Here is a 22260-nt window from a genome sequence, read left to right as displayed (position 1 = left end):
CTGTGCATCACGCCGCTAACCATCACTCAAGCCCACCTTTTTCAGGTGGGTTTTTCTATTGACCGGTAAAGCCCGGATAAAGCCGCAGGCGCTGTCTTTCCAGACGCAAGCCTATCCAGGCATGCACTACCAGCACCAGGATAACCACACCACCACCGAGTAGTGTCGAGGTCGTGGGTGTCTCCGCTAACAACCACCACACCCACAGCGTGCCCAATGCGGTTTCGACCAAATAAAACAGCGCCACCTCAGTAGACGGCAGGTAGCGGGTGGCGCTGTTGATCAGCACCGTGGCTAAGGGCATCTGCACCAGCCCCATCAGCGCCAGTACGCCATAACGCTGGGCATCCAGCTCCAGCGGCGAGGCCATGGGCAGGGCAACCGCCGCCGAGAGCAACCCACCACCGGCAATCACCGTCATAGGATCAATCGCTGGATAGCGGCGCAGCAGGGTCAGGTTGCCGCCGATAGCTGCCGCGGCCGCCAAGGCATAAAGATTACCTACCAGCATTCCCATGGCCCCGTCGCCCATGAACACTAGGCCCATTCCAAACATGCAGACAGCAATGGCCACCAGGGTTCGCAGCGCGACTTTTTCGCCCAGGAAAATCCGTGAAAACAGCGCGGCAAACAGCGGCGCTGTACTTAGGATTACCACCACATTGGCCACGTTGGCGTTCATGACCGCCAGCACAAACAGGCTGGATATCAGGCCCAGCAGCAGCGCCGAGGCCAGTGAGGAGAACGGGTTGCTGCTCAGTGTCGCCAACCGTTTGCCCGCCCAGCATAAAAGCCCCAGCACGCAGAACATCAATAAACCGCGCCAGAACACGATGGTCCAACCGTCGGCGCGCGCAAGACGTATTAGCAAACCGTCAAAGCTGAGAAACACGACGCCCAGAACCACCATGAGCAGACCGCGCTGGTAAGGGCTTGACTGCATTGTCTTACTCCCGGTTGACACAAAAGAAAACCGCCCGCCGAATAGGCGGGCGGTTTAGAGTTGATTAGCTAGCGATTTTGGGCACCGCGTTGATCTGCTGCCACTCCTTGTGAAGCCCTTTATAGAGGCTGAAACACATCAGCAAGAGAACCAACGTAAAGGGCAGTCCCGTAGCCACTGCGCCCGCCTGCAGTGCGCTAAGTGCGGTGCTTCCGCCGCCATACAGCAGCACGCCGGCAATCACGCCTTCAAGTGTTGCCCAGAATACCCGCTGGCTCTTGGGAGCATCGGTCTTGCCACCTGCGGTGATGTTGTCGATGACCAGCGAGCCGGAGTCTGACGAGGTAATAAAGAACACCAGCACCAGAATAATCGCCAGCGTCGACGTGATGCTGGTCAGGGGCAGCTGTTCCAGCATATGGAACATGGCAAGCGAAACGTCGCCAATGCCATTAGCCAGTTCTCCTACGCCGTTTGCAGCCTGGAATAGTGCCGTGCCGCCAAAGGCGCTCATCCACACCAGAGTGACCACTGTGGGTACCAGCAGCACCGCGATCAGGAACTCACGCACCGTGCGTCCCCGGGAAACGCGGGCAATGAACATGCCGACGAACGGAGACCAGGAGATCCACCAAGCCCAATAGAAGACGGTCCAGCCGTGGTACCAGGTGTCGTCCTCGCGGCCAATCCAGTTCGACAGCGGCAGCAGGTGGCTCACGTAGTCCAGCGCCGTGGTGCCAATTCCCGTCAGAATCATCAGGGTCGGCCCCGCCACAACCACAAACAGCAGCAGCACCGCCGCGATGACCATGTTGATATTCGAGAACAGCTTAACGCCACCGTCGATACCCCGCCATACCGAGATCAGCGCAATTACCGTGACCACCACGATAATTGCCAGCTGGGTACCTATGGTATTAGGGACATCGAACAGATAGGCGAGGCCGCCAGCTGCCTGGGTAGCGCCAAACCCGAGTGAGGTAGCCAAGCCAAAAATGGTGGCCAGTACGGCAAGAATATCGATGATATGACCTGCCCAGCCACGCGTTCGCTCGCCTAGGATGGGGTAGAAAGCGGAGCGAAGCGTCAGCGGCAAGCCCTTGTTATAGGAAAAGAAGGCCAGCGAGAGTGCCACCACGCCATAAATGGCCCAGGGGTGCAGACCCCAGTGGAACATCGTCGCCCCCATGGCGGCGCTGGCGCCCTCCGGCGTCCCAGCCGGTACATTCAAGGGCGTTCCATACCAGTCGGTGTAGTAGGCTACGGGCTCAGCAACGCTCCAGAACATCAAACCGATGCCCATGCCCGCCGCAAACAGCATGGCAAACCAGGAGGTGCGCGAGTATTCCGGCTTTGCATCTTTGCCGCCTAGTCGAATCCGCCCGAGTGGCAGGCAGATCAGTACAAGGCAAAACACCACAAAAATATTGCCAGCAATCATAAACAGCCAGTCGAAGTGTTCGATCGACCAGTTTTTGGCAAGCCCTAGGTGAGTATTAGCAGCATCTGGATAGACCAGCGCGTAGATAATAAACAGTAAGATGGCTAGAGCGGAAAGCGGAAAAACGGGGTTATGAAAGTCCAACCCCAATATCTGGGTATTGTCCTGTCCAGGCGACAGAACCGGGTCGTCATTGTTTTTCATTGGGTTTCCTTGGTGGCTCTTGTTAGATGTCGGCGTTGCATTACATTGCCGACGCTATGAATTGTTGGGCCTGTCGCAAAAGGGGAGTGTCGTGAAAGCGACCTCTATCTATTCATCTTGGCTAGGATGTCTTGAATAGATATGTGAGTGCCTTTTTGGGGTAAGTCCCAAGGCGCGGAGGGGATAGGGTGGGATAGCGCAATCAACCATCATGAACAGAACAATAAGCCACAGGAGCTAGCCATGAATGCAGCCAACCGCGGAGTGGTCTACAAGGGGCCGGGAGAGGTCGCCGTTGAGTCCATTGCCTATCCTGAACTCGCCCTCGGCAATCGCAAATGCGATCACGGCGTGATTCTCAAGGTAGTTACCACTAACATCTGTGGCAGCGACCAGCATATGGTACGCGGCCGTACCACTGCACCATCGGGCCTGGTGCTTGGTCACGAAATCACCGGCCTGGTCGTCGAGTGCGGTCGCGACGTCGAGTTTATTCAACCCGGCGACCTGGTTTCTGTGCCGTTCAACATTGCCTGCGGTCGCTGCCGCAACTGTAAAGAAGGCCGCACCGGTATCTGCCTCAACGTCAATCCCGCCCGTCCTGGCGCCGCCTACGGCTACGTGGATATGGGCGGCTGGGTAGGCGGCCAGACCGAATATGTCATGGTTCCCTATGCCGACTTTAACCTGCTGAAGTTCCCGGATGCCGATCAGGCCATGGAGAAGATCAAAGATCTGACCCTGCTCTCCGATATCTTCCCCACGGGGTTCCACGGCTGCGTGACTGCCGGTGTTGGCCCCGGCAGCACTGTCTATATTGCCGGTGCTGGCCCCGTAGGTCTGGCGGCTGCGGTTTCCGCTCAGCTGCTGGGGGCGGCCTGTGTGATCGTCGGCGATATGGTCGAAGAGCGTCTGGCCCAGGCGCGCAGCTTTGGTTGTGAGACCATCGACCTGACCCAGGACGGCGATATGGCCGACAAGATCGAGGTGATCCTCGGCGAGCGTGAGGTCGATGCCTTTGTCGACTGCGTCGGCTTCGAAGCTCACGCCTGTGGCTGCAATCACGGTAAGGAAGCGCCTGCCACGGTGCTCAACTCGGCGATGTCGTTGACCCGCGCGGGCGGCCAGATTGGCATTCCGGGCCTCTATGTGACCGAAGACCCGGGTGCGGAGGACGAGGCCGCCAAGCAGGGTGCTCTGAGCATGCGCTTTGGTCTTGGTTGGGCCAAGTCTCACAGCTTCCATACTGGACAGTGTCCGGTGATGAAGTACCATCGTCCGTTGATGCAGGCAATCCTGTTTGGCAAGGTCAATATTGCCGATGCGGTGAATGTCCAGATGATTACTCTGGATCAGGCACCCCAGGGCTATGCCGACTTCGATGGCGGCGCTGCTAAGAAATTCGTCATTGACCCCCATGGCAGCGTGGCTTAATAGCTTATTTAAGAAGTACTGCGCAAGTAAGTACTGAGCAACAAGGCCTGAGTAACAAGCCCTGACCCCAGGCTTAGGGCAGGTTAGTGCGACCCTAGACGGCGCCCCGCGGGGTGCCGTTTTTGTTCATCCGGTATAAAACCGATCAAGATAATAATGAGTACCCCATGACCGTCCAGACCGTGACCCCCAAGCGCCGCTTTCGCGGCAAGCCCCGCGGCCGTGATCTCGATCCCAGTCTTCTTGAGGGGTTGCGTGAACTGCTGGGCGACGAACGACAGAACGCCACGCTGCGCCGCCGCGACCTACTCATTGAACATTTACACAACATTCAGGACACCCGAGGCCATCTACTGCTGGCGGATTTGCGAGCCCTGGCGGCTTACATGAACTTGCCCATGGCGACCGTCTACGAAACGGCCACTTTCTATGCCCACTTTGACGTCGTCCACGACGATCAGCTGCCGCCGCCGGCAGTGACCATTCGCGTTTGCGACTCCCTCACCTGCCAGTTGGCCGGTGCTGAGGCGCTTAAGGCACAGCTTGAAGCGAACGTGGATATCGAGCAGGTACGGGTGTTGAGGGCGCCCTGCATGGGGCGCTGCGACACGGCGCCGGTAGTCGAAGTAGGCCACCACCATGTGCCGTTCGCCACCCAGGCGCAGATCGCGTCGGTGATCGAAAAGGGCCACTTTCACCCGGATCCCGTCGACTGGCAGCGATTGGATGACTATCGCCGCGAGGGCGGTATGGCGTTGCTCCAGGCCTGTCGCGACGGCAGCGTTACAGTAGAAGCGTTGATGGAAGCGATGCAGCAGGCCAATCTGCGCGGCTTGGGGGGCGCGGGTTTCCCTACCTTCAAAAAATGGTATTTCGTGCGCCAGGAGGCCGGCCCCCGCTACTGCGCTATCAACGCCGACGAAGGCGAGCCCGGTACCTTCAAGGATCGCTATTACCTGGAGCGCTCACCGCACCAGTTTCTTGAAGGGGCCTTGGTCAGTGCCTGGGCGGTAGACGCCGAGGCGCTGTATATCTACCTACGCGATGAGTACCCAGCGTTACATAGCGTGGTGCGCGAGGCGATTGGCGAGCTTGAAGCCGCGGGCCTGGTGACGCCGGGTTACATCGTGCTGCGCCGCGGCGCGGGGGCTTATATCTGCGGCGAAGAGTCGGCGATGATCGAGTCCCTGGAAGGCAAGCCGGGCAAGCCCCGCCATCGTCCTCCGTTTGTGGCTCAGAAGGGGCTCTTTGACCGCCCAACGCTGGTCAATAACGTCGAGACCGTCTACTGGATCCCGATGATCTGGCAGCGCGGCGCTGAGGCTTTCTCCAGTCAGGGGCGCCACGGCCGCGTAGGGCTGCGCAGTTTCTCGGTGTCGGGCCGGGTTAAGCGCCCAGGCGTGTATTTAGCGCCTGCGGGGATTACGCTCAGCGAATTGGTTGACGAGTATTGTGGCGGCATGGCTGACGGCCACCGACTAGCGGCGTATCTGCCCGGCGGTGCCTCGGGTGGCATTCTGCCGGCGGCCAAGGCCAATATCCCCCTCGACTTTGACACCCTTCAGGAGCACGGCTGTTTTATCGGTTCCGCGGCGGTAATCGTACTCTCCGATCAGGACGATCTGCGCGGGGTCGCGACCAATCTGCTGGCGTTCTTCGCTGACGAGTCCTGTGGGCAATGCACACCCTGCCGGGTGGGCACGGAAAAAATGCTCTCCCTGCTTGAGCGCAACGAATGGGATGCTGGGCTGATGACGCAGCTTTCCCAGGTAATGATCGATGCCTCCATTTGCGGGCTCGGCCAGGCGGCGCCTAACCCGGTGCTGGGGCTGCTCAAGGATTTTCGCGGCGAACTTGCCGCCCAGAACGTCATCGTCAAGGGATAAAGGAGGCCAGCATGAGCGAACAGAACGCAAACAACCGCTTTACCCTGACGCTGGACGGCGTTGAAATCAGCGCTTACCCCGGTGAAAGCCTCTGGCAGGTAGCCAAGCGCGCCGGCGAGACCATTCCCCACCTGTGTTTCAAGGATGCCAGCGGCTACCGCGCCGACGGCAACTGCCGCGCCTGTATGGTGGAAATCGAGGGCGAGCGGGCGTTAGCCGCCAGCTGTCTGCGCGAAGCGGCCCCCGGTATGGTGGTCAAGAGCGCCAACTCCGAACGCGCGCACACCGCTCGCAAGATGGTCATGGAAATGCTGGTGGTCGATCAGCCCGAGCGGGAAGCGAGCCCCGACAGCTCAAGCCATTTCTGGGCCATGGCTGACCAGCTCGCCATTGATGCCACGGCGGTGCGCCGCAAGCTGCCCAGGCGCGAAGAGCGTGAGGCGCCCACCGTGCACCATGTGGCGTCCCGGGCGGATAGCATGGCGCAGGACAGCAGCCACTCGGCCATGCGCGTCAATCTTGACGCCTGCATCGAGTGCAACCTGTGTGTGCGCGCCTGTCGCGAAGTACAGGTTAACGACGTGATTGGCTTGGCTCACCGGGGGGCGGCGTCCAAGATCGTGTTTGATTTCGACGACCCTATGGGGGATAGCACCTGCGTGGCCTGTGGCGAGTGCGTTCAGGCCTGCCCCACCGGCGCCCTGATGCCCGCTACCCTGGTCGATCAGGCGGGCCACGGCGATTCTGCCGTCGCCGACCGTAAGGTCGACTCGGTATGCCCCTACTGCGGGGTTGGCTGTCAGCTCACCTACCATATCAAGGACGATGAGATCCTTTATGTGGAGGGCCGCGACGGCCCCTCTAACGAGAACCGGCTATGCGTTAAAGGCCGCTTCGGCTATGACTATCCGCGCCATCCATCCCGGCTTGTTACTCCGCTGATTCGTCGCGAGGGTGTCGCAAAAGGAATCGACCCGGACTTCGACCCAGCCAAGCCCTTGACGCATTTCCGCGAGGCGAGCTGGGACGAAGCCCTGGAGGCTGCCGCCAGCGGGCTTGTGAACCTTAAAGCGGCCCATGGCCCTGATGCCCTGGCGGGGTTCGGCAGCGCCAAGTGTTCCAACGAAGAGGCGTGGCTGTTCCAGAAGCTGGTGCGTACCGGCTTTGGCTCCAACCATGTGGATCACTGTACCCGCTTATGCCACGCAAGCTCCGTGGCGGCACTCATGGAGTGTATTGGTTCAGGCTCGGTAACCGCCTCCTTTATGCAGGCCAGCCAGGCCGACGTGGTGATTCTTACCGGCTGTAATCCCGCGGTAAACCATCCGGTGGCGGCCACCTTCTTTAAACAGGCCGCCAAACGCGGTACCAAGATAGTGATTCTCGACCCCCGTGGTCAGTCGCTGGATGCCTATGCCCACCTGAGCGTGCGCTTTTCACCCGGCGCCGATGTGGCGCTGTTTAATGCCATTCTCAATGTGATCATCAGCGAAGAGCTTTATGACACGGCCTATATCGCCGAGCATACCGAAGGCTTTGAGGCATTGAAGACGCATACTGTGGACATGACCCCCGAAGCGATGAGCGGCCTGTGCGGCGTTGAGCCCGAGACCATTCGCGAAGTGGCCAGGCTATATGCCAACGCCGAGCGGGCAATGATTTTCTGGGGCATGGGCATTTCCCAGCACACCCACGGTACCGATAACGCCCGCTGCCTGATCTCGCTGGCCTTGGCCTGCGGCCAGACCGGTCGCCCTGGCACCGGCCTGCACCCTTTGCGGGGGCAGAACAACGTTCAAGGGGCTTCTGATGCCGGCCTGATTCCCATGGTCATGCCCGACTACCAGCCGGTCAATGATGATCAGGTTCGTGCGGCGTTCGAAGAGCTGTGGAATACCAAACTGGATCCCACGCCGGGTCTCACCGTGGTGGAAATCATGGATGCCATCACCGCGGGCACCATTCGCGGCATGTATATCCAGGGCGAAAACCCGGCGATGTCCGACCCGGATCTGGCCCATGCCCGGGCCGCCCTGGCCAAGCTGGAACATCTGGTGGTGCAGGATCTGTTTGTCACGGAGACTGCCCAGTTTGCCGATGTCATCCTGCCTGCATCCGCCTGGCCTGAGAAAAACGGCACCGTCACCAACACCAATCGGCAAGTGCAGATGGGACGTGCGGCGTTGCCGCTACCGGGCCAGGCCAAGCCGGACTGGTGGATTATCCAGGAAATCGCCAAACGCTTTGGCCTGGACTGGAATTACCAGCATCCACGGGACGTCTTCGCCGAGATGAAACAAGGCATGGCCTCTCTCGACCATATTTCCTGGGAGCGTTTGGAGCGCGAGCAGTCGGTGACCTATCCCTGCCCAGCGGAGGACGCACCTGGGCACGACGTGGTCTTCAGCGAGGCCTTCCCAACCGTCAGTGGTCGTGCGAAGTTCGCGCCTACGCGCCCGCTGCCACCGGATGAGCCGGTAGATAACGACTATCCTACGGTGCTGACCACCGGTCGCCAGCTGGAGCACTGGCACACGGGTTCCATGACCCGCCGTGCCAAAGTGCTCGATGACCTGGAGCCGGAAGCCGTGGCGAGCCTGGCGCCCGCTGAGTTTATCCGACTGGGTATCGCCCCGGGCGATGATCTGACCATTGCCACCCGGCGAGGATCCATCACCCTCAAGGCGAGAACCGACCCGGGAATGCCCGAAGGCATGGTTTTCGTGCCCTTCTGTTACGGCGAAGCGGCGGCGAATCTACTCACCAATCCGGCGCTGGATCCGTTCGGGAAAATTCCCGAGTTCAAGTACGCCGCCTGCCGACTGAGCCGCTCGGACGTGGCCTGATCGATCACGACTCCCCACCCCTGCCCATGGAGGAAGATTCCATGGGCATTTTTATTTCCAGGCATGGTCAAACCGCTTCCCTAGTTGACGTTGCTGCGCTTGTGACAGGTTGATATTCAACGCTAATTGTCCCCTCAAAAATTGTAATGCGATGTAATCTCGCCTTATGGTCGTTACCAAGCATTAGTAAAAAAATATAAATCAACAGAGTTCCAAAGGGTGCGTGGGGCAGGTATGTGGAGTCGCGCACTGACCTTGGCGCAACGGAACTTTTAACGGGGAATGTGCATGAACGAGACCCTTGCAGACGCTGGGGAGGCGAGTGCGGCAACCACGGAAGAGCCGTCGAGTTTTGCCCGCTTCGTCAATGTCCAGAAGAGCTATGACGGTGTCGAACTGGTCGTCAAGGACTTCAATCTTGATATCCGAAAGGGTGAATTCGTCACCCTGCTGGGGCCTTCGGGCTCCGGAAAGACCACCTGCCTGATGATGATGGCAGGCTTCGAAACCCCTACCCACGGCGAGATTCTGCTCAAAGACGAGCCGATCAGTGGCTTGCCGCCGCACAAGCGCGGCATTGGCATGGTCTTTCAAAACTATGCGCTGTTCCCGCACATGACGGTGGCCGAGAACCTTGCTTTCCCGCTCGAGGTGCGCCACCTCAGCAAGGCGGAGATCAAGGAAAAAGTCGCCAATGCACTGGCCATGGTGCGCCTTGAAGAGTTTGGTGACCGCCGCCCTGCGCAGCTCTCCGGCGGCCAGCAGCAGCGCGTGGCATTGGCCAGGGCGCTGGTGTTCGAGCCTGAGCTGGTGTTGATGGATGAGCCGCTGGGCGCGCTGGACAAGAATCTTCGCGAAGAGATGCAGTATGAGATCAAGCGCATTCACGCCCGCCTCGGGGTAACCATGATCTACGTCACCCACGACCAGACCGAGGCACTGACCATGTCCGACCGCATAGCGGTCTTCAACGACGGCATTGTGCAGCAGTTGGCCTCACCGGATGAACTCTACGAACGACCGGAAAATGCCTTCGTGGCGTATTTCATCGGCGAGAACAATCGGCTGGTTGGCGAGGTCATCGAGCGCATCGGCGATAATTGCAAGGTGCGACTCGACAGCGGCGACACCGTGATTGCTAAACCGGTGGCGGTGAGCGGCGTGGGCTCGCGGACGACGCTATCGCTGCGTCCCGAGCGGGTCAGCATTATGCGCAACGACGCCGCAGAGCAGTTCGACAACCAGTTCACCGCCACGGTGCAAGAGGTCATCTACCTTGGCGACCACCTGCGCACGCGCCTTTCGGTGTGCGGCAATGATGAATTTATTCTCAAAACGCCCAATGCCCAAGGGTTTGGCGTTATGCGTCCTGGCCAGCACATTCAGGTTGGCTGGTCGAGTTCCGATTGCCGCGCGCTGGATGCATGAGCAGGACGGCAGTCAAGTACGCCGTTTATCGGCACCTAATGGTGTCGGCGGCGATGGCAACAATAAACGGAGAATTATTATGAAAATCAACATCAGCAATCGCATTGTCAAGACAGGTGTCGCTGCCCTGGGGGTCTCGGCACTGGCCGTGGCGGTCAGCGCCCATGCCCAGCAGACGCTAAACATTGTGTCCTGGGGCGGTGCTTACAGCATGAGCCAGCACGAGGCCTACGATAAGCCGTGGATGGAGAAGACCGGCGACGAGATCGTCAATATCGACCGCAGCGGTAATGCCCTGGCCGGACTGCGCGCGCAATCCCAGGCCGGCAACGTGACCTGGGATCTGGTCGACATGCTTCCCGCCGATGCCATGATCGCCTGTGCCGAAGGCCTTATCGAGCCGCTCGACCATGATGAACTGCTGGCCGACGCGCCGGATGGCACGCCGCCCAGCGAGGACTTCGTCGACGGTGCCTTGGGTGACTGCTTCGTGGCCTCTATCGTCTATTCCAATATCGTCGCCTTCAACAGCGAGATGTTCCCCGAGGACGATCAGCCCAGCACCATCGAGGATGTCTTCGACCTGGAAAACTATCCCGGCAAGCGGGCCCTGCTGCGCAAGCCGATCAACAACATGGAATGGGCCTTGATCGCCGATGGCGTCGATCGTGATGAGGTCTACGCCATGCTTGAGACCGAAGAAGGCGTGCAGCGTGCCTTCGCCAAGCTGGATACCATCAAGGATGAAGTCATCTGGTGGGAAGAGGGTGCCCAACCGCCTCAGCTGCTAGCCGATCAGGAAGTCGCCTTTGCCTCTGCCTATAATGGCCGTATCTTCAATGCCATGGTCACCGAAGACCAGCCCTTTGAGATCATTTGGGATGCGCAGGTGTTCGAGCTGGATGGCTGGGTTGTGCCCACCGGCAAGCTCGACAAGGTGAAGGATTACCTGCATTTCGCCACCGATACCCAGCGCCTTGCTGATCAGGCCCAGTACATCTCCTATGGCCCGGCGCGCAAGTCTTCCTCTGAGCTGGTGTCCACCCATGCCGAAACCGGTATTGAGATGACGCCGCACATGCCGACCTACGGGCCGAACTTCGCAACGGCACTGCAGAAAGACGACCTGTTCTGGGCCGACTACAACGATGAGCTGACCCAGCGCTTCAACGCCTGGCTGTCCCAGTAAGGCGCTGCCGCCGCCCGGTGACCATCGGGCGGCGGCCTGCCGATAGCCGACCGTTGCTGGTCGCTTCTTTCGCCTGACGGAGATACCTACGTGTCCGAACCGCCTGCCGCTCCTCTGACAACGGCCGATGGTGTGCCGCTCAAGGTCAGTCTGCGTCGTACCGTGCGACGCTCGAAAATCAAGGCGCTGTTGCTGGTGGCACCGCTACTGGTATTCCTGTTTATCGCCTTTCTGATGCCCTTGTTCGAAATGCTTTGGCGCAGTGTCGATAACCCGGAAGTGTCTACCCATTTATCCCGCACCGTTTCCGCGCTGGAAGGCTGGAACGGTGAGTCGTTACCCGATGAAGCCGTCTTTGCCGCCTTGGCCGAGGATCTCCGCGAAGGCCAGCAGGAACGCAATCTGGGGCTTCTGTCCAGCCGACTGAACTACGAAAAGTCGGGCATGCGTTCGACCATCAGCCGCACGGCGCGCCGCGTCGGCACACTGGAGCCGCCCTATCGTGAGTCGCTCATTGAGGTCAACGATACCTGGGGAGAGCTCGATACCTGGAAGCTGATCCAGCGCGAGGCGTCTCCTTACACGATGTCGTATTATCTGGCGGCGATGGATCGCCAGTTGAGCCCGGACGGCGAGATCGTCAAGGTGCCGGAATATATGCAGATTCACGCCACGCTGTTTTGGCGAACGCTGTGGATGAGCGCCGTCATCACGGGGCTGACGCTGGTGCTCGGCTTTCCGGTGGCCTTCCTGCTGGCGAATCTGCCGATGCGTCACTCCAACCTGCTGATGATTCTGGTGCTGCTGCCGTTCTGGACCTCGCTGCTGGTGCGCACCACCACCTGGATCGCCATCCTGCAGTCCCAGGGCGTGCTCAATGACGTCATGGTGGCCCTCGGTGTGATCGCCGATGAGGCTCGCTGGCAGATGATCCACAACAAGATGGGCACGATCATTGCCATGACGCATATTCTGCTGCCTTTTATGATTCTGCCGCTCTACTCGGTGATGAAGACCATCCCCCCCAGCTACATGCGGGCCGCACGCTCGTTGGGCGGCAAGCCGTTTCTGAGCTTCCGCCGGGTCTATTTCCCGCTGACGATTCCGGGTATTGCCGCCGGTGGCATTCTGGTGTTCATCCTGTCAATCGGTTACTACATTACGCCGGCGCTGGTGGGCGGGCAATCGGGGCGCTTCATCACTAATTACATCGCCTACCATATGCAGACATCGCTCAACTGGGGGCTGGCGGCCGCGATTGCCTCCATCCTGCTGTTCGTGGTGATTATCTGTTATCTGGTGTTCAATCGTCTGATCGGCGTCGACAAGGTCAAGCTGGGGTAAATCATGGCCATTCCTTCCTACGCCACCCGTGGCGAGCGCATCTGGCACTATGTCTTTCTGGTTATCTGCGGCCTGGTCTTCCTGTTCCTGATCGGGCCGCTACTGGTGATCATACCGCTGTCCTTCAATGCGGAGCCCTACTTCACCTTCAGCAAGGAAATGCTGACCTTCGACCCGGCCGGTTATTCGTTGCGCTGGTATCAGGATTTCTTTACCTCGAGCGAGTGGCTCAATGCCATCAAGAACAGCTTCATCATCGGCATCGCGTCGACGTTTCTGGCCACGGTGCTGGGGACGGTGGCGGCGCTGGGATTGTCGAGTCGGCATATGCCTGCGCGTGGCGCGATCATGGCGCTGTTGATTTCGCCGATGATCGTGCCGTTGATCATTTCCGCAGCGGCGATGTTCTTCTTCTTTTCCAAGGTCAATCTCGCCCAGACCTACGTGGGCGTGATCCTGGCGCATACGGCGCTCGGCATTCCCTTCGTGGTCATCACCGTGACGGCCACGCTATCGAGCTTCGACACCACGTTGATCCGAGCCGCGCACAGCCTCGGCGCCAATCCCACGCGAACCTTCTTCAAGGTGGTGCTGCCACTGGTCACACCGGGAGTGGTGTCGGGGGCGTTGTTTGCCTTCATTACGTCCTTCGACGAGGTGGTGGTGGTGCTGTTCATTGCGGGGCCCGAACAGCGCACCATGCCGATCCAGATGTGGTCGGGCATTCGCGAGCAGATCAGCCCGACGATCCTTGCCGTGGCCACCCTGCTGGTACTGCTGTCGATGCTGCTGCTCACCACCCTTGAGCTGTTACGCCGTCGCGGCGAGCGACTTCGGGGAGTCACTCCCGGGTGAGCCCAGACAGCGTTGATACCGTGTTGGTTTGATGCGAAAACTAAATGTCTTTAACCAGCCTGAGCGCGTCGTAGATGGCCGCGTGGGTGTTCCGAGACTCGACGGCATCGCCGATCCGGAAGAGCTGGAAGCGGCCATCCGGGTTGCTAGTCACGCTCTGGGGGGCGCCCACGATCAGGTCATCGTAATTCACCTCGCCGCGGTTGCTGGAGTGCGGTTTTAGCTCGAAATAGATATCGGCCATCGGTGTGATGCCGTAGTTGACGACCACTTGGTCGATACGCCGCTCATGATCCATATCCTGCCGGTCATGAACCACATAATCGCTGGTGATTCCGGCGAGCAGTTGGCTACCGTCGCGCTGCACGGACTTCAGCCGGTAAGTCGGCGTGAAGGTGACGTTGGAGCGCTGCAGGGAGCGCATGTAGGGCACTAGGTTCATGGCCATAATCTCTGCGGAGAAGGTGCGATCCGGCGTCATAATCTCGAGCTCGGCCCCCGCGGCGGCAATGATCTCTGCCGCCTGCAGGGCTGCATGGTCGCCTGCATCGTCGAACAGCAATACCCGTTTGCCCGGTGGTACGTGCCCGGAAAGAATATCCCAGGTATTGACGACTAAGTCGCTACCGTCCGTGGGTTGATCTTCCATGGGGTAGCCACCGGTGGCCACGATCACCACATCCGGTTTTTCGGCGAGCACGTCCTCGGCCTCGGCCCAGACGTTGTAGCGGATCTCGACGCCGAGTGCCTCACAGCGCGCCAGGCGCCAATCGATGATGCCCAGCATCTCGCGACGTCGCTCACTCTGCGCCGTAAGACGTACCTGCCCTCCAGCATCGCTGGCGGCTTCGAATACCACCACCGAATGGCCACGCTCACCGGCAACACGAGCGGCTTCCAACCCCGCTGGCCCTGCGCCGATAATGATGACTCGCCGTTGCTGTGCCGCCTTGGGAATGGTGTGGGGCATGGTGGTTTCGCGCCCGGTGGCGGCGTTATGGATGCAGTAGGCGGCACCGCCTTGATAGATGCGATCAAGGCAGTAGTTGGCGCCGACGCAGGGGCGAATCTCTTCCTCCCGCCCTTCGGCGATCTTGCGTACGATGTGCGGGTCGGCCATGTGGGCACGGGTCATGCCGATCATGTCGACCTTGCCTGAGGCGATGGCATAACGGGCAGTGGCGACATCCTGGATTTTGGCGCCATGGAAGGTGGGGAAGTCGATCTCACGGCGTATTTCACCGGCAAAATCCAGGTGCGGGGCGCTGGGCATGCCCTGGATGGGAATCACGTCGGTGAGCCCTGCGTCGGTGTCGATGTGGCCGCGAACCACGTTGAGGAAATCGACCAGGCCGCTACCCTTCAAGCGCCGCGATATCTCCATCCCATCGCCGGAGGTCAGCCCGCCCGGCAGCATCTCGTCGCCGGTGTAGCGCACGCCTACGATAAACGCTTCACCCACCCGCTGGCGAATGGCGCGCAGCACTTCGAAGGTGAAGCGCAGCCGGTTGTCGAGATCGCCACCGTAGGGCGCCTCTAGGGTGTTGGTCAGCGGCGACCAGAACTGATCCATCAGGTGGCCATAGGCCTGTAACTCGATGCCATCGAGACCGGCGGCGTGCATTCGCTCGGCGGTATCGGCGTAGTCGCGGATCAGGCGCTCGATATCCCAATCCTCGACCTGCTTGGGAAAAGCGCGGTGGGATGCCTCGCGACGATGAGATGGCGACACCGCTGGCAGCCAGTCGCCCTTGTCCCAGCGGGTGCGCCGGCCCAGGTGGGTGAGTTGGATCATCACTGCGGTACCGTGCTCGTGACAGGCGTCGGTCAGCTCACGCATCCAGGGCACTACTTCATCCTTATAGGCGAGGATGTTGTTGAACACGGGAGGGCTGTCCTTGGCCACCGCCGCGGATCCGGCAGTCATGGTCAGACCAAGGCCTGCCTTGGCTCGTTCGACGTGGTAGGCACGGTAGAGTGCCTTGGGCATCCCATCCTCAGGATAAGCAGGCTCATGGGCTGTCATCATCAGCCTGTTTTTCAGGGTGAGATGTTTGAGCTGGAAGGGCTGCAGCAGCGGATCGTTAACCATGGGTAGCGCTCTATTTTATTGTGTATTTAATAAATCTAGGCGCTACTGTTCATTGTTGTCAATTAAATGTTCAGTGATGTACATTGCGAGGCGAGCATGTTTAACCGCTGGTACGGCTGGGAGGTAGGTGGTGTTAGCCGATCAGGCTTGCTGTGGGCTAGTAAGTGCCGGTAGGAGAATAATATCCATGGCGGGCATGGAAGCGTTGCAATTCTCTGGAACCAGGCGGCTGGCCGGTGAAGATTTCGACATAGGCGGGGATGCGCTGCATACGCACTTCGAGCGGTTCCTGGGTCTTCATCGAGATATAGCCGATCTGGGTTAGGTAGATGGTGCGACCACGAACGTTGGCCGCCAGCGGATCATAGCCGTAGCGCTGGAACATGCGCGCCAGTGCTTCGATACGGGTGGCATCAGCCGCATCGATTTCACTCACGACTGACGCTGACTGGAGCGCCCAGCTGCGCATGGCGAACTCTAGCGGGGAGTCGAACAGTTTAGGATCCAGCCAGCAGTCGAAGACATTGAGCATCGCCTCGACGATATTCTCGGCATAGGCTTCGGTCTGATGCACTAGCCCTTGGGTATTCTTTTCACGCCAGCGTGCAATCAGTGCCTCCAGTAGGGCCTCGCGATCCTTGAAGAACCAGTAGAAGCTGGTTCGAGAGAGCTTTAGTCGCTTGGCCAGGGAAAGAATGCGCACGCTATCGACGCCCGATTCCAGTAGCAGCTCAAACGCCGCATCAAGCCAGACGTCTTGAGAACCCTTGGCAGCGGGAATATCGGTGGATGGCATTGAGCAGGTCTCTAAGAATAGTCTAGGTATAGTGTGGCAAAGTGTACACAGGTGTCTCTTATGTGTACACCTTGCCAGCTACTATGCTTAAGTCCTAGTGACGGTAAGCGTCGCTGCCTTGATCTTTCAAGTTTTAACCTTGCGCTAACTGTAGCGAAGGGGTGTCTTGTCCTAAATTCTCAAGCATCCGGGCGGCGTACCAATCGATAAAGTCGATAACACCGAACTCATAGGTTTCAGAGTAAGGGCCGGGCTGGTAAGCCTTGGAGTTAATGCCACGCTGGTTCTCTTCGGCCAGTTGGCGATCCTGGTCGTTGGTCGCATCCCACACCCGGCGTAGTTGGTCGGGATCGTAATCAACGCCCTCTACGGCATCTTTATGAACCAGCCACTTGGTGGTCACCACGGTTTGCTGCGGGCCAAGCGGTAGCACGCGAAATACCACCGCGTGATCGCCCATGAAGTGATTCCAAGAATTGGGCAGATGCAGGATGCGCAGAGAGCCCATGTCGGGGCTTGTTAATCGACCCATTAGCTTCTTGCAGCCGGGTTTACCGTCCATTGTCATGGAGACAATGCCATCCAGCAGCGGCGTGCGGGTCAGGCGGTTGCGTTTGCCAAAGCGCTTCAACTGATAGGGAACTTTTTCCTCATCCCAATCTGCTTGTTTGCATGCCACCAGTTCCTTGTAGGCGGGCGTTGCACGCGGATCCTCAGTGTCATCAAACTCTTGCAATGAATTCAGCAGCTCAGGGTGCGCGCCGTTGCAGTGATAGCACTCGCGGTTGTTTTCGATCACGAGCTTCCAGTTGGCTTGCTCGACGATACTGGATTCGACGGCGACCTTGACGTTGTCCATCTGGTACGGCTCAAGGTAATGCTCAAGCGTTTGCAGAAAATCGTCAATCGCGGGCGGTTCATCGCTCAGGTTGATAAAGATGAAGCCGCCGGCGGTGCGCACGTTGACCGGCTTGAGGCCAAACTGGTTGAGGTCGAAGTCAGTGCCCATGTCGCTGCCGGCAAACAGCAAGCGACCATCAAGTTCGTAGGTCCACTGGTGATACGGACAGACGAGTTTTGCAACTTTACCCTTATCCTTTACACAAAGACGCGAACCGCGGTGGCGGCAAACATTGTGAAATGCATGAATAACGCCTTCATTGCCGCGCACAATGACGATGGGATTGTTGCCAATATCCAATGTCATGAAGTTACCCTTGGTAGGGATCTCGCATGTCATGCCGGCAAACAGCCACTCCTTTTCGAAGACCTCTTGCATATCAAGAGCGAACAGACGGGCATCGTTATAAAACGGCTGCGGAAGCGAAAAGGTGCGCCCCCGTGTTTGCAACATCTGGGCCGTTGACTCACGAGCTGCTGCAAGTGGGTCGTCCATCATAGTGAAAGTACTTTTTTCCATACCAGTATCCTCGTAAACCACCGCTTCCCCCTCAAGGGCTGCGATACGGCCGTTAGTCAAGATTTCTTATCTTGTTGTTCTGTTGCGTAACCTGGCGTTTTATTCAAATGTGGTCTGACGTCAGGGAGAGATTGTGTTGCAGGCTAGCCCCTGCCAGTTATCTACCCGCGACATTAGGTGGCGTAGTGGCGACTCAAAAAGAGGTTTCTAAACGATAAAGAGTGGCACGAGGTAAGTGCGAGTCGCTGTCAGGTAAGTCGGCTAAGAGGCGCGTCCTCAAAATGCAGCTCAAAGGTGCTGGCCGTACAGCAAATACGGCTCGGTGATGAATAGTGATGAAGGCTGGTCAGGCAGAGGCGATAATGACAACTAATTTCTTCAATCCGGTCACGACCCAAACCTGGACCAACGGCCGCCATCAGGTACGTTGCGTTAAGGTAATCCAGGAAACCCAGGATGTACGCACGTTCTGTTTTATGGCTGAGCAACCTGTGCTGTTCTTCTTCAAGCCCGGTCAGTTCGTGACCCTCGAGCTTGAGATCGATAATCAGCCGATCATGCGCTCCTATACGATTTCCAGCTCGCCCTCCATTCCTTACAGCTTTTCCATCACCGTTAAACAAGTACCGGGCGGTAAAGTCTCTAATTGGCTGCACGCAAATTTAAAAGTAGGTGATGAGCTGGTAGTGCACGGGCCGGTAGGCAATTTCAACTCTATCGATTTCCCTGCCGAAAAAGTGCTTTTTCTCTCTGGCGGTGTGGGCATTACCCCCTTGATGTCCATGACACGCTGGCTTTTTGATACCAACGCCGCTGTTGACGTTGAGTTCATCCATAGCGCTCGAGCCCCCCGTGATGTGATTTATCACCGCGAGCTGGTGCATATGTTTTCGCGCATTCCTGAGTTCAAGCTGCATATCATCTGCGAGAGCAAGGAAGATATTGGCGAGGCCTGGGCCGGCTACCGTGGCTATCTGACCCAGCCGCTGTTCGAGCTCATTGTGCCGGACTTTATGGAGAGGGAAATCTTCTGCTGCGGCCCGACCCCCTACATGAACGCCATCAAAAATATTCTTCGTGCCAACAACTTCAATATGGATCACTACCATGAAGAGTCGTTTGGCGCTACGCCGGTTGAGGTACGTGAAGATGTACTTGAACTGGCCGAACAGGCAGAGGTCGACGCCGAAAATGTCGATGTCAGCGATCTGCACAGCATCGAATTCGCCTCTTCAGGGAAAAGTGTGCGTATCCAGCCGGGTGAGACGGTTCATGCGGCGGCGGCCAAGCTGGGGCTGCATATTCCCAAGGCTTGTGGTATGGGAATTTGCGGTACTTGCCGGGTAGAGCTTAAGTCGGGTGAAGTGGAAATGGAACATAACGGCGGTATTACGGAGGAGGATGTTGAAGAAGGCTACATTCTGTCCTGCTGCAGTCGGCCGAAAGGAGATCTGGTCGTCGATTTCTAGCCCATACAAGCATCTAACTGCTGAGTTATAAGCGCCCTAAACGGTTACTCGTCCGTCTAGGGCGCTTTGCTTTTTTGGCAGCGTCAGGCGTGGTATCGGCTAAATGTTGCCGATGTCGCAAATACATCGCGTGGTGACGTCGGCAAGCATCTTGGGCCCGGACTCCAACGATAGTATCGCGGTAAGAACGCGTTGATAGGGACTTTGGTTGAAAGCGACCTGGGTTTATCAGCATTAAAGAGTATGTCCAGCACTTAATAAAAAAGTGACTAATGAGGAGGCGGTAATGCTTCAAAATAATTTTTCCCCTAATGCACGTTTGGCTAGTTACGACACCTTGCTTGCGGAAGCAATTGCTGAAGAAACGACTCGCCAAGAAGCGCATATTGAATTAATCGCCTCCGAAAATTATACCAGCAAACTTGTCATGGAAGCGCAAGGTACACAGCTAACCAACAAGTATGCAGAAGGCTATCCAGGTCGCCGTTACTACGGTGGTTGTGAGTTCGTGGACAAGGTTGAAGCCTTGGCCATTGAGCGAGCCTGCCACCTTTTTAGTGCCAATTATGCCAATGTGCAGCCGCACTCCGGGGCCCAGGCCAATGCCGCTGTGTTTATGGCGCTGGTATCGCCGGGCGATACCGTATTGGGTATGAGTCTTGCCCACGGTGGGCACTTAACCCATGGTGCTGCCCCCAATTTCTCGGGTAAGCACTACAACGCCGTACAGTATGGCCTCAAGCCAGAAACCGGCGAGATCGACTACGAAGAAGTCGAGCGCTTAGCTCGCGAGCACCAGCCGAAGATGATCATCGCGGGCTTCTCCGCTTACTCTCGCGTGGTGGATTGGCGCCGTTTTCGCGCTATTGCCGATGAGGTAGGCGCCTGGTTGATGGTCGATATGGCCCACGTGGCTGGTTTGGTGGCCGCTGGCCTCTATCCGAGCCCGCTCCCTTTTGCGCATGTGGTCACCACCACCACCCATAAAACGCTGCGCGGCCCACGGGGTGGTTTGATTCTCTCCGCCCATGGTGACGAGGCTCTTTACAAGGAGCTCAATGGGGCGGTATTTCCGGGGCAGCAGGGCGGCCCGCTGATGCATGTGATTGCCGCCAAAGCGGTAGCGTTCAAGGAAGCCATGAACCAGGAGTTTGTGCGCTACCAGCAGCAGGTGATCGATAACGCCCAGGCCATGGCCAAAGTGTTTATGGAGCGCGGCTACGACGTGGTGTCCGGCGGCACCGACGACCACCTCTTTTTGGTTTCGCTTATACGCCAAGGCATTACCGGTAAAGATGCGGATGCAGCCCTTGGCCGCGCACATATCACGGTGAATAAAAACACGGTGCCCAACGACCCGCAAAGCCCCTTTGTGACCTCTGGCCTGCGTATTGGCACCCCCGCGGTCACCACGCGTGGCTTCGATGCCGAGGAGTGTAGCGAGCTGGCTGGATGGATCTGCGACATCTTAGACGAATTGGCGGCAGGCAAAGACACGACCTCCATTGAAGCTGAGGTGCAGGCCAAAGTGACCGACGTGTGTGCCCAGCACCCTGTCTACGCTGAGTCCGCCGCTGAAGCCGTCGAATCCATTGCTTGAATTGGCTTGCCGGCAGGGCCCGGCGCGGCTGAACTGAGGAGACACCTATGCAACGCTATTCCGGCTTCGGCCTGGTCAAGCACGCGCTGAGCCACCACGAGAACTGGGAGCGCCAGTGGCGTAATCCAACGCCCAAGAAGCAGTACGATGTGATCATCGTTGGCGGTGGTGGTCATGGCTTGGCCACGGCTTACTACCTGGCCAAAGAGTTCGGCGTCAAAAATGTCGCAGTGATCGAAAAAGGCTGGCTGGGCGGTGGTAACACCGCCCGTAATACCACCATCGTACGTTCCAACTACCTATGGGACGAATCGGCCGCTCTCTATGAGCACGCCATGAAACTGTGGGAAGGGCTTTCCCAAGACCTTAACTACAACGTCATGTTCTCCCAGCGGGGGGTGCTCAACCTGGGGCATACCCTGCAGGACATGCGCGATATCCAGCGTCGGGTGAATGCCAATCGGCTGAATGGCATTGACGGCGAAGTATTAGACGCCAAAGGGGTGCAGGAGCTGGTGCCGATTATGGACTGCTCCAAAAACGCGCGTTACCCGGTCATGGGTGCCTCCTGGCAGCCGCGTGCTGGCGTGGCCCGCCACGATGCGGTGGCCTGGGGCTATGCCCGCGGTGCCGATGCCCACGGCGTGGACATTCTGCAGCAGACTGAAGTGACTGGCTTCAAGATTCGTGATGGCCAGATCTACGGTGTACACACCAACCGTGGCGATATTGAAGCCAAAACCGTCGGTTGTGTGACTGCCGGTAACTCCTCTGTGCTGGCCAAGATGGGCGGCTTTAACTTGCCGTTAGAGTCCCATCCGCTGCAAGCCTTGGTGTCTGAACCGATCAAACCGATTCTCGATACGGTGGTGATGTCGAACCAGGTGCATGGCTACATCAGCCAGTCCGACAAGGGCGACCTGGTGATCGGCGCGGGCATCGACGGCTACAACGGCTATGGTCAACGCGGCAGCTATCCCACCGTGGAGCACACGCTTCAGGCGATCGTCGAGATGTTCCCGATCTTCTCGCGGGTGCGCATGAATCGTCAGTGGGGCGGTATTGTTGATACCTGCCCGGATGCCTGTCCGATTATCTCCAAAACGCCAGTGAAAGGCCTGTACTTCAACTGCGGTTGGGGCACCGGCGGCTTCAAGGCGACGCCGGGATCGGGGCATGTGTTTGCCGCCAGCCTAGCCAAGGGGGAGATGCACCCCATTGCCGAGCCGTTCTCCATGTTCCGCTTCCATAGCGGTGCGCTGATCGACGAACACGGCGCTGCCGGCGTGGCCCACTAGGGTTCATACGAGAGG

15 protein-coding genes are annotated in these 22260 nt (G+C 58.4%); 10 read left to right on the top strand and 5 right to left on the bottom strand.

Features of this window, described 5'->3' with window-relative positions:
- Positions 1 to 55 precede the first annotated feature (55 nt).
- Entirely contained in the window at positions 56 to 943 is an 888-nt protein-coding gene (locus SR894_RS19210; RefSeq protein ID WP_223288557.1) for a DMT family transporter, read from the bottom strand.
- Positions 944 to 1007: 64 nt separating this feature from the next.
- Entirely contained in the window at positions 1008 to 2588 is a 1581-nt protein-coding gene (locus SR894_RS19205; protein ID WP_223288556.1) for a BCCT family transporter, read from the bottom strand.
- A 243-nt stretch (positions 2589 to 2831) separates the two neighbouring features.
- Between SR894_RS19205 and fdhA the strand changes: the two genes are divergently transcribed.
- From fdhA to SR894_RS19170, 7 genes are all read left to right on the top strand, one after another.
- Complete coding sequence (fdhA, locus tag SR894_RS19200) at positions 2832 to 4022, top strand: formaldehyde dehydrogenase, glutathione-independent (protein WP_041159045.1); 1191 nt, start codon at positions 2832 to 2834, stop codon at positions 4020 to 4022.
- 167 nt (positions 4023 to 4189) lie between these two features.
- Positions 4190 to 5908, top strand: a complete 1719-nt coding sequence (locus tag SR894_RS19195) for an NAD(P)H-dependent oxidoreductase subunit E (protein ID WP_133732019.1) — start codon at positions 4190 to 4192, stop codon at positions 5906 to 5908.
- Positions 5909 to 5919: 11 nt separating this feature from the next.
- Positions 5920 to 8754 (top strand): formate dehydrogenase subunit alpha, encoded by a 2835-nt coding sequence (gene fdhF / locus SR894_RS19190; protein ID WP_223288555.1) that lies wholly within the window; start codon positions 5920 to 5922, stop codon positions 8752 to 8754.
- Between the two features lie 288 nt (positions 8755 to 9042).
- The gene (locus tag SR894_RS19185) at positions 9043 to 10182 is read left to right on the top strand and encodes an ABC transporter ATP-binding protein (RefSeq protein ID WP_223288554.1); all 1140 of its coding nucleotides are present in this window, start codon (positions 9043 to 9045) and stop codon (positions 10180 to 10182) included.
- A gap of 79 nt (positions 10183 to 10261) precedes the next feature.
- Positions 10262 to 11371, top strand: a complete 1110-nt coding sequence (locus SR894_RS19180; RefSeq protein WP_223288553.1) for an extracellular solute-binding protein — start codon at positions 10262 to 10264, stop codon at positions 11369 to 11371.
- Positions 11372 to 11461: 90 nt separating this feature from the next.
- The gene (locus SR894_RS19175; RefSeq protein WP_166650391.1) at positions 11462 to 12715 is read left to right on the top strand and encodes an ABC transporter permease; all 1254 of its coding nucleotides are present in this window, start codon (positions 11462 to 11464) and stop codon (positions 12713 to 12715) included.
- A gap of 3 nt (positions 12716 to 12718) precedes the next feature.
- Positions 12719 to 13570, top strand: coding sequence for an ABC transporter permease (locus SR894_RS19170; RefSeq protein ID WP_133732023.1), 852 nt, complete (start codon positions 12719 to 12721; stop codon positions 13568 to 13570).
- A gap of 40 nt (positions 13571 to 13610) precedes the next feature.
- On the opposite strand, the gene SR894_RS19165 is transcribed toward SR894_RS19170, so the two are convergent.
- From SR894_RS19165 to SR894_RS19155, 3 genes are all read right to left on the bottom strand, one after another.
- Complete coding sequence (locus tag SR894_RS19165; RefSeq protein ID WP_223288552.1) at positions 13611 to 15662, bottom strand: NADH:flavin oxidoreductase; 2052 nt, start codon at positions 15660 to 15662, stop codon at positions 13611 to 13613.
- Between the two features lie 157 nt (positions 15663 to 15819).
- Complete coding sequence (locus tag SR894_RS19160) at positions 15820 to 16458, bottom strand: TetR/AcrR family transcriptional regulator (RefSeq protein WP_027958318.1); 639 nt, start codon at positions 16456 to 16458, stop codon at positions 15820 to 15822.
- Between the two features lie 133 nt (positions 16459 to 16591).
- Entirely contained in the window at positions 16592 to 17878 is a 1287-nt protein-coding gene (locus SR894_RS19155; RefSeq protein WP_133732025.1) for an aromatic ring-hydroxylating oxygenase subunit alpha, read from the bottom strand.
- Between the two features lie 362 nt (positions 17879 to 18240).
- Between SR894_RS19155 and SR894_RS19150 the strand changes: the two genes are divergently transcribed.
- The 3 genes from SR894_RS19150 to SR894_RS19140 all read left to right on the top strand — a co-directional run bounded on the left by SR894_RS19150 (position 18241) and on the right by SR894_RS19140 (position 22245).
- Positions 18241 to 19347, top strand: coding sequence for an FAD-binding oxidoreductase (locus tag SR894_RS19150; protein WP_223288551.1), 1107 nt, complete (start codon positions 18241 to 18243; stop codon positions 19345 to 19347).
- Positions 19348 to 19633: 286 nt separating this feature from the next.
- Positions 19634 to 20947: a serine hydroxymethyltransferase gene (gene glyA / locus SR894_RS19145; protein WP_223288550.1), complete on the top strand. Its 1314-nt coding sequence runs from the start codon at positions 19634 to 19636 to the stop codon at positions 20945 to 20947.
- A 47-nt stretch (positions 20948 to 20994) separates the two neighbouring features.
- Positions 20995 to 22245, top strand: coding sequence for a sarcosine oxidase subunit beta family protein (locus SR894_RS19140; protein ID WP_009286043.1), 1251 nt, complete (start codon positions 20995 to 20997; stop codon positions 22243 to 22245).
- The last annotated feature ends 15 nt before the right edge of the window (positions 22246 to 22260 follow it).

Source organism: Vreelandella neptunia (assembly GCF_034479615.1).
Lineage (GTDB): Bacteria > Pseudomonadota > Gammaproteobacteria > Pseudomonadales > Halomonadaceae > Vreelandella > Vreelandella neptunia.
This window is presented reverse-complemented; position numbering and strand designations above follow the sequence as displayed.